Source organism: Proteus sp. G2669 (assembly GCF_009915245.1).
Lineage (GTDB): Bacteria > Pseudomonadota > Gammaproteobacteria > Enterobacterales > Enterobacteriaceae > Proteus.
Genome location: NZ_JAABLX010000036.1, coordinates 1 through 12689, shown reverse-complemented (window position 1 = coordinate 12689; position 12689 = coordinate 1). Strand labels below are relative to the sequence as shown.

Sequence of the window (12689 nt, the reverse complement as noted above, 5' to 3'; positions counted from 1 at the left end):
ATCTAATGTAACTTATTGTATTTTATTGATTAATTTTTATTTGTTAATTTTGGTATCTGAAATATATATAAAAATACACTACTCGTCACATTTTAAATAAATGATGATAAATTGACTTGACCAAGCATCATTAGTGAGATGATTATAGAAACGTTTCTACGATTTGATAATGAGTTTCGCTTAGAAGGCAAAATGATATGACTAAGAATGGTTCGATGCTTCTCGCTTCCCTATTGCTGGCTTTTAGCACGCAATCTTTAGCCAATAACGTTGTTATTAATGAAATCAAAGTTGCTGAACATTTATACCCAGCGGGTTTTGAAGAAGAATTTCAAAATAATCTTAATTTTTTTCGTGATGGAGTCGGTGTTGATAAATATGTCAAAGTACCTTATGACACCATAAGAATTGAAAGTAATACTGTCGTTCCTGGATATTATACAAATACGACAGAGATTGGTTTATATCTCAATGTGTTAACTCAGTCAGCTAAAACTGGGAATAAAGATGCGGTAGAGCGAATCAAAGAGACATTGACCACCATGGAACAAGCACCTAAATGGAAAGGTTTGTTTTATTGGCCTTATGATATTCGTGATAATAAATTAGTTAAAAACCCTGATGAGATTGTACCTGCAGTAGATAATGGCAACTTTTCTTTTGCGTTGATGGCAGTGGCTGGGGCTTTTATGAACTCGCCAGATCCAGATAAACAAGAAATTGTAAAACGTATTCAAGCCATTCTTGATGGGCAAAGAGAGGGGTGGGTTGCGTTATATGATGAAAATAAAGGATTAATGTCGTCAGGTTGGTCAACAAAGAATAATGCATTTCTAGGTTATCATCTTGATAGAAAAGGAAATGAAAGTCGTGCGGCTGTTATTTGGGCTATTTTAGATACCAAAGATTTAGGTGCTAATGCTATCCCTGAAAGTGCATTCCATAAAATGGAGCTCTATACTCAGCATTATAAAATTAACGATAAAATATATAATCCATTGTTAACATGGGATGGCGCCTATTTCCAAATGATGATGCCCCAAATTTGGCTAAATGAAAAAGAACTCATGCCAGATTATAAGATTGTTGAAGATCATACATTAATTCAAAAGATCTACGCTGCTAAACACGGTATTCCAATGGTTTCCTCATCAGCTCGAATTGATAATGGTTACCACTCTTTTGGTGTTCCGGCACTTTCAGAAAGTAAAGTTCGTTTTAATAATGTTATTGAAGATGGTAATACAGGAACACCTCATGCTATTGCGTTGTCTTATATTGTCGATCCTGAAGGTGCAATTAGTGCGCTGAAAAAACTCAAACAAGTTTATCCTAATATTCAATCTCCATACGGATGGTATGACGCTGTTGATAATAAAGGCAATATGACTCAAAACATCTTATCACTGGATGTTGGGATGTTTGTTGCCGCGATTATGTCTAAAGAAATTAATGATGATGTTAAAACTTATTTAGAAAGTCAGGGGCATCTCAAAGATTTAGAAATGTTATATCAAGGCTTTGTACCGAATAATTACAAAAATATGAATGTCATCAATAGTTCTTCCATGCAGTAAAACACGCGATAACTCCCCTTGATTCCGTCTTATTATTGAAGAATTAGGGGAAGTTAGTTATGAATTGACAAGGATTACCAGAGCATGAAAAAGATCATTCTTCCTGTTGCGTTGCTGATGGCATCAAATACAGCATTAGCAGAACAGCAAATAGAAAAACCGATCCTCAATAATCAAGAAAATACAACGAGTATTCGAAATTCCAATTTAGACTTATTTGGTGTTTCTCGTAGTTTTGGCGATATTATATTTGTTGATGATGATGCAACACGCCAAAATTCAGCGCCAAAAAGAACTCGTGTATTTACAGGATATGAATATGAGAATATTAAATTCTCAAAACATCCCGGACAATTATTAAGTACTTTTGTTATTGCTGATGGTTCTACTCGTATCACTGATAAATTAAGTATGGGTTATGTTATTCGTGAAACAACGATTTATGATACGGCTGATAATAACAAATATGTCGGTTCAGGAGGCAATCGTATTCGTCGTGATACGTTTACCGAAATTCAACTTTTACCTAAATATATAAATTGGATTAATGAAAATTTTAGTTATGGCGTAGAGTTAGGTTATGAACATATTGGTGATGCCAAAGATTCTGCTGAAAAACAGATGTATCACATCCGTCCTGAAATTAATCTAGGTTTTGGTCGTAACTTCTTGCATCTAAATACAGAAATAGGCTGGATTGATCGAGCAGATCGTGGTGCTTATATTGAAACCGAACCTTTATATCTTTATCGTTTAACCGATAATTTTAATATGGGAGCTAAAGTTTATTATCACGCTGAAGATAATGATTTTAGATGGCGTGAATCTGCTGTTCGTCCATTAGTACAATATCGATTTGCTAATAATACTTATCTTGAATTACGTTGGGAAATAGGCAGTATTCGTACTCATGATGGTAGTGGTTATAACTATAATAACTATGCACTGTATACCGAAATTCCATTTAACCCAACATTCTCTTTATTAGCTGATTTACAATTTAAAGATCAAAAAGCACATAAAGGAAACGAATGGTCTTGGGGAGATAAAGAAGATATTTTCGCCAAAGTTGGCTTCGTTATTAATTTCTAATGAAGTAAAAATATTTTAATCAAACAATAAATATCTTGATTTAGAGGTAAATGATGAAGAACCAAACTATGTGGCGTTTGTCTGCAATTGCTACAGCTCTTATTATTAGTGGTAACGCTTACGCAAATCAAACGTATCATTTTTCTGAAAAGCCAAATAACAGTGGCACAATTGAAGTTATAACGGATAAGAATACGAATGAATTTCAATTGTCAGATTTAACGGCTAATACAGAAGGTCACCCTGTTGATGCCGTTAATAGCGGTAAAATGATGTTAACGATAGCACCCACAAGGGGTGATGCCAGAGCCAGTGGTGTGTTAGTTAAATCAGGAACATTTACCAATAAAAGTGGTGGTAGTGTTGTCGTTTCATCCACGAGCCAAAATGAACTGTCTGTGGCAAATGGGTTACAAGCTTCGGATGCTTATTGGTCAACAATACGCAATCAGGGGAGTGTTGATGTAACAAGCAAAAGCCATCAAGGTGATGCTCAAGCGACAGGGATTAATGCGGGGTTATCTTTTTCTGATAATCCATATGATCGTTATGGTGATCATATGGCATTAATTAATGAAGGTAAAATGACCGTTGTTGCCGACGCTAAAAAAAGTGCAACAGCACAAGGAATTTATACTAATTCAGCAAATGGATTGACTAATAATGGTGAATTAAACGTTCATGCACAAAGTGAACAAGGTATTGCGAATGCATCAGGCTTACATACCATTAAAGGCAATCCTAATGTTGCACCTGATCATAATAATCCCAGTAATCCAACCCATGTAATGACAAATAACGGCCAAATGAATGTTTCTGCATCAGGCAAAACATCAGTAGCAAGTGGTATATATACTGAAGGTGATAATGTTATTATTCGTAATAATGGCACTATTAATGTGGATGCCCAAGCTGAAGATAATGCAAAGGCATATGGTATTAATGTTGTAAATGGTCAAGCCGTTATTCAATCTCAAGGGCGTATTTTTGTTTCAACATCGGCTAACGGTACTGAACACGCTTATGAAGTGATGGCTGATGGCTCTGTCGTGAATATAGAAAGCTACATGATGACGCTAGGTTCAGAAAATCCGTGGGCAGTAAGTAACGGAGGATCTATTGTTCTAGGTAATGGTAATAAAGGGGCGGATCTTATCTTTATGCCAGGGCAAAAAGAGGACGGATTTGAATATGGCAAAGGCTATGCGCTTGATTCTTTAGCTTATGATATCACTAATAATCAATCTGCAATGGTAAACGGTGAAATTAATACGTTCTCAGGTATTAACCAAGATTTTAAAGTCATTCATACCAGTAATGGCAGTGGTGATTTAGGAACAGCCACATTAGTTTATGCCCCTAATGTTTCTCATGCAGGTGTTTCTGCTTTAGTACAGCGCTCTTCAATGACACAAGCTTCAAATATTATTTCTTCGCGTTTAAATGAACAATTTATTCGAGAAGGATGTAATGAAAAAATAGATGCTAATAACTGTATGTTTATTACACCTTATGCAGGAGATTATCGTCGAGATCAAGTTTCATCTGGTTATAGCGGTCATCGTTATGGTGTGTTATTAGGTCAAGACCATCAATTTGAAACCTTTAATCTTGGCTGGCATGGTGGATATGAAAAAGCAAAGACCAGCTTTAATGGTACTTCCGATGGGCGTAAAGAAGATGTAAATACCTTTATGTTAGGTATGCAAGGTGGAATGACATTTGAAAATGACATATTTGCAACAGCAACAACAACATGGTTTCGAAGTAAGACCGATTATACCGATAGTAATCACTATTCAGGTATAGGAAGTCAAAGTGCAGATTACGTTAGTAATGGCCTTTATACCGATATTTCAACAGGTAAAAGTTGGGATATAAACCGTAACTATAAAATCACACCAATGTTAGGGGTAACTCATATTTGGCAACAACGTGAAGGTTATACAGTATCTTCTCATAATGCTGATTATGATTTAATAGATACTCATTATAAAAACTATAATGGGCAAGCGCTGATGGTTAATGCTAAGTTACGTTTTGATGGACGTTATCCGCTAACAAACGAAACATTGCTTAAACCTTATTTAAATTTAGGTATCCACCAAACATTATATGGAGATGAAATTAAAATCGATCAGCAAGTTCCTAATGCTAATTCTGTTCGAGTGACAACGAAAGATAAATCAACGTCAGGTTCATTTGATGCAGGTATGTCATTAGTCAGTGAGAATGGTTTTACTTCTGATGTCCGTATTAGTGGTGAAGCGAATTCGGATAGAACAGATTATACGGGATGGGTAAATATCGGTTATTCTTTCTAATATAATAATAGTATTTCCGTTAATGACTCTCCCTTTTAATAAAATAGGGGGAGTCATTATAGAAAGTGAGTATTCTTTTCTTTATGTTCTTTATTTTAGAGTTTAATCTCTTATAAAAATATAGTGATATATTCTTATTTAGAGTGTAATAACGAATATCGATTTAATAGTTGTTTAAAATGATTGTCTATTTGTTGATATTCATAGTCTGAAACTGCATTTTGTGTTGGTTGTTTTTCAAGTAAGCGTAACTCTTCCTCTAAAGGCTTAGCTTGATTGAAATGTTGGCGAGCTTTGAAAATGATAGATTTTAACTCAGAGCCAGTAATATAATTTTTAGGGTTACCATCAAAACTATCTAATCGTTGGCTTAATCCGTCGAGTTCAGCCATGCCTTTAGACCATTGATTGAGTTGTTCATCCGTGGTGGCATTTATTTTTAAATTATTTTTCCAAAGCTGCGTAAATGATAAAAGCTCTGGATTATCTTCATACTGCTCATTCAAATAACTGATTACTTCAAGTCCATAACTCTGTGCCCATGTGGGAGAAAGTAATGCGAGTTCATCTAAACGTTGTTGTATCACGTCAATCTGCTCAGAATTGAGTATTTTTGTTATATTTTTACCATTTGCAGTTTGCTGTTCAATAAGAGAGCCTGCATGTGCATTAATAGTTGGAATATAAGGAAAAGCATCTGTCAGATTGTTATTTTTTAATTCAGATAACCAAAAATAAAATAGGATAACAAAAAATAAACTACTGGTTAATGTGCCAATTAAAATACCTTTCCATAATTCTTGATGGTTGTTTTTTTTAGCTGGTGTTTGTAATGCAATAGATGGGGAGATATAGGTTTTAGGTGGTATGGTCTTTTCAGTTAAATGAGGGGATGTAGATAATGCTGATTCAGCAGTTTGAGGTTGATTGTTTTCTTCTTTATTAATAATAGGTGATAAATCAGGTGAATAAAAATTATTATCTAATGTATCTGCATTTTCTAGTTGTCTCGCTTGGGTGATAATTAAATTTTGTAAATAATCAAACTGGATAAGATGTTTTATTTCTAATGTTTGAAGGTGATGATTAATATTTTTTAATAACTCTTCAATTTGATAAAGAATAGGTAAGTCAGTATAAACAAATGTTGTTCCTCGAATGCCAGAAATTAATTGTTGGCTTAATGTAGAAAGAATATTAATACGAGTATGTGTTTGTACAGGCCATAATGTTTGCCAATACTGAGTTAATATTTTATGGGTTAGATAAAGGCCTTCATTTAAACCATCTAATCCAGACTGTTGCTGACGAGATAAAACAAACCAAGCTGCTGTTTGAAGATCAACACCATTTTGATTAAATAAAGAAATACACAATTCATGGACATATTGCCAATTAATATCAGGGCGTGCTGGATGAAAGCGTTTATCAAGTTCCTCTTTAATATTAAGAAATTGATTAAATACACGAGGATCACCTCCAACAGGAAGTGAGTCTAAGTAAGAGTTCATAGAAGCCTCAAGTTAATTTAAGGTCTAAATGCTATAAGATAAAGTTAAACAAAGGAAAATAGGCTAAGAATAAAATGAATGGAAATATATTTACGATAAGTTAAATTGTTTTTTTAAATGATGGAGAAATATTCGTCCATCAGGAGAAAATTCAGTGCCATAACGTATAAGCCCTCTTTCATGTAATTCAATATCTAAAGAATAACATAATTTTCCAAATTCATTTTCAGGTAATATACCTAGTGTTACTGATTTTATTCTAGGTTCATACTTGAGTAATGTTTTTGATAATATTGCCATTACTTTATGTGAACTTCCTGGTAATCCTTGAATAAGTTTGCTCATATCGGGTAAGCCATAATCAGGTAGATGTTTTAATGTTCCTGCTCGTGAGTTTAATATTCGACGAATATTATCCATAACAGATAAAATAACTTGGTCTTCTTCGGAGATGGCATCTACAGGCAATCCTCCAGAAAAATATCCCGTTAGCATTTCATAAAGAGAGGGTTGTGGCATCGTTATTTTTTATCCAAAGGTTGTAATGTTAGTGTATTTTCAGCTAACTCAATTTTTCGTGCTTTATCAGGATCAAGTTCATTTTTAGGAATAACAATACGCCAGTTATTTTTAATTTCATCAGGAGTGTGAAACATTACTGCTATTGCAACAAATTCTGTTTCTTTCTCCATTGGCATATCTAAAGAAATAGATTCTCCAGGACGAATACGTAAGTCTTTTTGTGTTAGCAATGAAGATTTTAAAATATCGTTATTTTGATTAAACAGCGAAAGATAATCACTATCATTAAAGGTGTCAGCAGATTTCAGTTGGAATACTCTAACAATGACGGAAAGTGAAGAACCGTTATCGTCAGTATTAAGTGCTTCTCGTGCAGTAAAATCTAAATGTAGCACTTTAATTTGTTTATAGAAAATAGATTTAGTTAAAGAGACTGTACCATCACTAATAGTTTGTGTTAGACCACATCCTGCAAGAGTAAAAACACCAATAAGTAATAGTGCTAGTCGGTAAGTATGGGAGAAAAATATTTGAGGTTTAGAATTGATAATTGCCATATTCATCACTTTTATAATGTTGAGTGCGGAGTGTTAGATATTGATAAAAACCAAGGCCGATGGTGATAAAAGAGGGCGTTGATGGTTTTTCAATAATGTAATGAGGTCGCATAACTGCAGTTCTACCCAGTTGCACACCTTGGCTTTTAGAGGTGCTCAGTGTTGCATCAGGTAATAAATCTCTTGGTAGTGTTAAACGCAATCGTGCATTAACGCGAGAACCTAAATAAACACGAAGCAATGCCATAAAATCTTGATAAATACTGCCATCAGGTAGCCAGCCTTTTGCTTCATCTTTATTTTCAGTATGTAACTTTATTAATACTTGGCTATTTACGTCTATCGCATAACTCCCCAAAACGGGTTTGTTTTCTAATGTAATAGGGGATGTACACGACATTGCGGTGGGGATCTCTAGCGCTATTCTTCGTGGATCATGAGGAATAATATTGACCTTTGTCGATGGTGCTAATAATTTTACTAATGCACTAATTCCTTCCGCCGTGCGTGTAGGTAAGCGTAATATTCCTAATAAAGCTAAAAAGCGAGATAGGGGAGACTGCACCTGATTAGCACAACCTGGAATACCTAAACCAATTAAACCATAAAGATATTGTGATGTATTATCACTGCCTCCTTCATCGAAGGTTGCAGGATACGAATATTTACGCCAAATTCGATAAAATTGTGTAGTAAGTCGATGGTTAAAAATATCTAAAAAATCAGTGAGTGAATCCGTACCATCTCTATATTGTGCAATATCGTCAAGGTAAGATGTTGGAAGAGGTGAGGTGATACCATAAAGTCCTAGAAAGGTAGTACGTAAGCTTGGTACTGTACTTTTACGATATTTATCAAGGGAGTCAATCCCTTTGATTTCAGTCACTGGAAAACCCATACCTCGATGAGGGCGAAAACGAATAGGATCATCTTTAGGGTCGTGAGAACGCCCTAATTCATAGAACTTAGCATTGGATTTTTCAAGTAGTTGGCAAAAGCGATAGAAATTTATATAAGGTAATTTTTCGCCTAAAGCCTCAATTAACGGGGTAGCTGTGGATTGTGGATCTCTTTCCATTGAATGCGTTTTCCTGTTGGTAAGATAATCAGTGTTAATTGATTAAACAGATGAACATCGGCATAAAGTGCAAAAAAGCGATTAAGCATTTCACCAAATAAATGCATATCCCCTTCACCATTAAAACCATTACTGTCTAATGTCACTTCAATATCAATGCCTCGTTGTAAAAAACCTTTCTCAAAACGCTCAATTAAATGGTGTTCAACATGAATAATGGCATCGAGTTTTCGATGATTCATATCATCATCTCGCCAGTCATAGAGTGCGAGTGTACCTCGGAGCACTTCGGCATTGTCCATCATATTAAGAAAACTTGAACCAAGGTGGCTGAGTACTCGCCAATGAAAGCGATCTTCTGAAGGTGGATAAAGCGGTAAAGTGGGTTTACATAAATTACGAACAGTTAATGGAATTTGTAAGGTTTGTTCTGTTCTATCAAGCAATGTACTTTGCAGTGCTTTACGAGGTAATTGCCCATTAGTGCCAGTGAGTTGTAATGAAAGTGTTTCTGTTTCGGTAGCTAAATCAAGATCTTGTTTTTCACCCCCCAAAATAAGCCAAGTATCATGAAGTCCCGCTACACCACGTTTAACACGGGTATGATAATAACGTTCGGGGGCATTATGGCGTAACATACCACCACGATGACGAAAGCTAGTAAATGGCACATAAATAGATTCATTTGTCCGTTGAGAACCATGTACGCTATCCACACTATAAATTTCAGTATGCCCATCTTGAATACGACGCGGGCGTAGTAAATATTCGCTTTCCAATCCATTAACTGTGAGGGGATCTGCTTCTATATTGAAAAGATTAATAACAGGAATACAATGTAAACGGATATTTTCATCACTTAATGTGAGTGAGCTATCCCATAAAGTATTTAGAACAATATCTAACTCAAATTTTGATGTTTCTTCAGGAAAATGGATATCACCTAATCCATTAAGTGACACAAACATAAACTTTTCACGAAAAGAAAAATATTCCAGTAGCAATTGATAACCACTAAATGTGGTATCACCTTTAGGCCAAAGGGCATCCGTATCCTTAAATCCTCCTGGTGAAAAATAGAGGGGCACCGCTATTCTGTCTTTTGATTGAGGAAGTTTTAAATAGATTTTTGAAACTTGTTTGGTTAATGCTAAATGCAGTGCATTAGTTGTTGGAATATCACCAGATAAATAAAATGAAAGCTTATGAAGGTTAACCTCAGACCAGTTAATAATTTCACTACATGTAAATTTTAACTGAATAACTGAGCGTCCATCTGGCTCAGTTGTTAAATTAACGGTCTCTATTCTTATTGGATTAAGTGTTAAATCTTGCGTTGTTCGATAGTGACAAATTGTTTTTTTCGGGCCAATAGGACGAGAAAGTACCTCGAATTGAGCCGATATTTTATCTGTCATTTTCATTTTCTGAATATCTGGTGTTAATTCAATGATTGATAATGAAGGAATTGTTTGTAAATAATGAGGCCACAATAAACTAACAAGGCCTTCTGTTAACTCAGGTAAATCATCATCAATTTTTTGTCTTAATTGCCCCATTGAAAAAGCAAAGCCTTCAAATAAGCGTTCAACAAAAGGATCGGGTGTACCTGCTTTATCTAAATCGAGCATTGCGGCTCTATCGGGGTGTGCTTGTGCAAACTCTTTTGCGGCTTCTCTAAGATAGCGCATTTCCGCATCAAAATAGCGAAGGGTTAAATCATCCATTAATTTGATACCTTGATTTTTTGAGTAAAATATTAAGAATATAAAATTGAAGAACGTACAGGATCGATAGCTGTCAATTCACTGAGTAACAGTTCCATTTGTTGTTCAATGCGGTTTTTATCTGAAGTATTACGTTGAATTTTGGCTCTATAAAGGTGAAGTTGTCGTGCTTTCACTTCAAAAATATAGTTAGGCTCCCATTGTGTTAATGGCATTGAAAGTGCTTTTTTATCAAGTTCTCGTAATAAATTTAATGCCAGATCGTGACGAGCAAATTGTTCTGCTACTCTTGCCATAACTAGGTTTAATAGCCATTTTTGTCTTGGCGTGTTGATATCAGGACGATGTTGTAGCCATTTTAAGGCAATCTCAATGCCTTCATTATCTGCTTGAGTAATGGCTTCAGGCTCTAGTGCTAATATAGGCTCGTCTTCGGATTGGTGAGATGATGAACTTGATAATCCCTGCATGGCATCAAAATTCTCTTCCATAACATGCTGTTTTATCCAACTTAAGGTTACTTCATCAGCAAAGGGAGTACCATCTTCCCATGATAGTTTTTCTAAATCAGGAAGGCGAGTAAGAAATTGTTTTAAATCGTTTTTTATAACATCAGACCATGCATTCCAAGGGGCAGAGGATTTGCTGAGTGCTTGATATAAATACCATTGCACATCTAACCAAAAATGGTTAACACCTTCAGCAAAAAGCTTGTCAGCTTGTTCTGCCAGTTCACCCCAGCTTTGTTGTAAATAGAGGCGTTTAAGTTGTGCTCTTGCATCCGTTCTTGGGGGGGAAAGGCGAGTACAACCTTGTTGATCTTGTGGTGGAAGTTGATGAAGCGTATCCCATCTCACTACTTTCATTAATCTATGTCCTGCTAACCAGCCATTAGGCTGATTGCGTAAGTAGTTAGCAAGCATTTTAGATTGATCTAATAATTCACGACCTGATTGTATTGTCTCTATTGGCGTGTTTTGTGATAAAGAAGATGGCTTTGAAGAAGAGTTATAAGCAGATTCATTTCTGCTGATATTTTGTGGTACTAATGAGCTTGTGCCACCAGATTGAGCAAGGCGTTTTTCGAGTGCTTGATGTAATCCCGCAAGTTGTGGCCTTTCAGCTTCGTTCCATGTTTCAAGCTCAGTTTCAATGGTGGCTAATAGGGCGATAATCCGAGAAAATTCATTATGATCGACTTCGGGATAAAGCGATAAGCTATCTAAAACGCGTTGCCCTGATAACCACTCTAAGGCCGATTTTCTACTGGTGGCTCGGCTAGGTAATAGCGTGTCGTGATAGCGAATAAGCAATCCACTTAAAAGTCCTAAAGAATCGGCAAGTCCGTGTTCACCTTCTTTGTGTAAGCGTGCCCAAATATAATAAGTCACCACACGCACATCTTTGCAGGAATTGAGCAATAATTTTTCAGCCAATAAGCAAATCAGTTCAGTATCTGCGCCAGAGAGTTTATTGACTTCTTCTTTCATTCGCTCAAAGTCATCTTCATAACTGGGATCATCACCAATGGGGTGATTGGGTGTAATGGGTAATAACCAACGATCCCACAAAGCGATTTGTTGTTGAGCAAGTTGTGTTTCTAAGGATGCGTCTTTATTGAAACAAGCAGTTCTAAGAGATGTTAATATAGACATGTATTTTCCTAGTAATAATTAATATTATCATTATTATCTATTGCCATGAGTAAACTAAGTCTTCCTCCATTATTATCACCTATGACATTTAATATAGTGGTAACGTTATTGGTATCATATTGGCTTTTTATTTCACCACACTCTTTATTTTCGAGACATTGGAAAAAAGTATTATCTCGAGGGATATTATCAATTTGATAGCTAGGTGGGCCAAATATATTAAATAATGACTGATTTAATTTATTGTAGTTATTTAATAGTGTTTGTTGGTTATTTTGATTTTTTAATTCTAGAATAAGAAGAGATGCAAGACCTTTATCTCTTAATACCACAAAAAAGTAATAATAACTGTCCTTTATACCATAAGGAGATGACCATGAAGAACATGCCCATCCTTCGGGTGCAGATGTACATTTTAAATTAGCTAAATCTAATTTTTTAATATCATCCATTGATTGATGCCATTTAAAACCATGCATGATTTTTTTAATATCTGCTTGTTTGTTATCACAAGAACTAAGTGTTGAAATAACAAATGCCAAACTAATTAAAAATAAGATTTTTATTTTTTTCATTAAGTACTCATTGTTTTATTAAGAAAACTTATTTTTTGTTGATTACAATTTTTATAAAATAAATTTATAAA

10 protein-coding genes are annotated in these 12689 nt (G+C 35.1%); 3 read left to right on the top strand and 7 right to left on the bottom strand.

Annotation, left to right across the window (positions count from 1 at the left end):
- The first annotated feature begins 197 nt into the window (after positions 1–197).
- The 3 genes from GWI68_RS09400 (at position 198) to GWI68_RS09390 (ending at position 4993) form a co-directional block, all read left to right on the top strand.
- On the top strand, positions 198–1577 hold the full coding sequence (locus tag GWI68_RS09400) for a glucoamylase family protein (RefSeq protein ID WP_166540100.1): 1380 nt from the start codon (positions 198–200) through the stop codon (positions 1575–1577).
- A gap of 84 nt (positions 1578–1661) precedes the next feature.
- Positions 1662–2669, top strand: a complete 1008-nt coding sequence (locus GWI68_RS09395; RefSeq protein WP_166540099.1) for a transporter — start codon at positions 1662–1664, stop codon at positions 2667–2669.
- A 53-nt stretch (positions 2670–2722) separates the two neighbouring features.
- Positions 2723–4993, top strand: coding sequence for an autotransporter outer membrane beta-barrel domain-containing protein (locus tag GWI68_RS09390; protein ID WP_166540098.1), 2271 nt, complete (start codon positions 2723–2725; stop codon positions 4991–4993).
- Between the two features lie 134 nt (positions 4994–5127).
- Here GWI68_RS09390 and GWI68_RS09385 read toward each other — a convergent pair whose 3' ends face one another.
- From GWI68_RS09385 to GWI68_RS09355, 7 genes are all read right to left on the bottom strand, one after another.
- Positions 5128–6504, bottom strand: a complete 1377-nt coding sequence (locus tag GWI68_RS09385) for a VasL domain-containing protein (protein ID WP_166540097.1) — start codon at positions 6502–6504, stop codon at positions 5128–5130.
- Between the two features lie 90 nt (positions 6505–6594).
- Positions 6595–7023 (bottom strand): type VI secretion system baseplate subunit TssE, encoded by a 429-nt coding sequence (tssE, locus tag GWI68_RS09380; protein WP_109410184.1) that lies wholly within the window; start codon positions 7021–7023, stop codon positions 6595–6597.
- 2 nt (positions 7024–7025) lie between these two features.
- Positions 7026–7583 carry a type VI secretion system lipoprotein TssJ gene (gene tssJ, locus GWI68_RS09375; RefSeq protein ID WP_227335882.1) on the bottom strand — a complete coding sequence of 186 codons (558 nt, stop codon included), beginning with the start codon at positions 7581–7583 and terminating at the stop codon, positions 7026–7028.
- Complete coding sequence (gene tssG / locus GWI68_RS09370; protein WP_166540095.1) at positions 7564–8661, bottom strand: type VI secretion system baseplate subunit TssG; 1098 nt, start codon at positions 8659–8661, stop codon at positions 7564–7566. The genes tssJ and tssG overlap by 20 nt, the downstream gene beginning before the upstream one ends.
- Positions 8625–10388: a type VI secretion system baseplate subunit TssF gene (tssF, locus tag GWI68_RS09365; RefSeq protein ID WP_166540094.1), complete on the bottom strand. Its 1764-nt coding sequence runs from the start codon at positions 10386–10388 to the stop codon at positions 8625–8627. The genes tssG and tssF overlap by 37 nt, the downstream gene beginning before the upstream one ends.
- A 32-nt stretch (positions 10389–10420) precedes the next feature.
- Positions 10421–12043 carry a type VI secretion system protein TssA gene (gene tssA / locus GWI68_RS09360; protein ID WP_166540093.1) on the bottom strand — a complete coding sequence of 541 codons (1623 nt, stop codon included), beginning with the start codon at positions 12041–12043 and terminating at the stop codon, positions 10421–10423.
- An 8-nt stretch (positions 12044–12051) separates the two neighbouring features.
- Positions 12052–12618 carry a hypothetical protein gene (locus tag GWI68_RS09355; protein WP_109410179.1) on the bottom strand — a complete coding sequence of 189 codons (567 nt, stop codon included), beginning with the start codon at positions 12616–12618 and terminating at the stop codon, positions 12052–12054.
- Between the last annotated feature and the right edge of the window lie 71 nt (positions 12619–12689).

Bases quoted from the DNA above. Each gene is read 5' to 3' on its own strand.
- GWI68_RS09390 (WP_166540098.1), top strand. From the start codon at position 2,723: ATGAAGAACCAAACTATGTGGCGTTTGTCTGCAATTGCTACAGCTCTT.
- tssF (WP_166540094.1), bottom strand. From the start codon at position 10,388: ATGGATGATTTAACCCTTCGCTATTTTGATGCGGAAATGCGCTATCTT.
- tssA (WP_166540093.1), bottom strand. From the start codon at position 12,043: ATGTCTATATTAACATCTCTTAGAACTGCTTGTTTCAATAAAGACGCA.
- GWI68_RS09395 (WP_166540099.1), top strand. From the start codon at position 1,662: ATGAAAAAGATCATTCTTCCTGTTGCGTTGCTGATGGCATCAAATACA.
- tssG (WP_166540095.1), bottom strand. From the start codon at position 8,661: ATGGAAAGAGATCCACAATCCACAGCTACCCCGTTAATTGAGGCTTTA.
- tssJ (WP_227335882.1), bottom strand. From the start codon at position 7,583: ATGGCAATTATCAATTCTAAACCTCAAATATTTTTCTCCCATACTTAC.
- tssE (WP_109410184.1), bottom strand. From the start codon at position 7,023: ATGCCACAACCCTCTCTTTATGAAATGCTAACGGGATATTTTTCTGGA.
- GWI68_RS09400 (WP_166540100.1), top strand. From the start codon at position 198: ATGACTAAGAATGGTTCGATGCTTCTCGCTTCCCTATTGCTGGCTTTT.
- GWI68_RS09385 (WP_166540097.1), bottom strand. From the start codon at position 6,504: ATGAACTCTTACTTAGACTCACTTCCTGTTGGAGGTGATCCTCGTGTA.
- GWI68_RS09355 (WP_109410179.1), bottom strand. From the start codon at position 12,618: ATGAAAAAAATAAAAATCTTATTTTTAATTAGTTTGGCATTTGTTATT.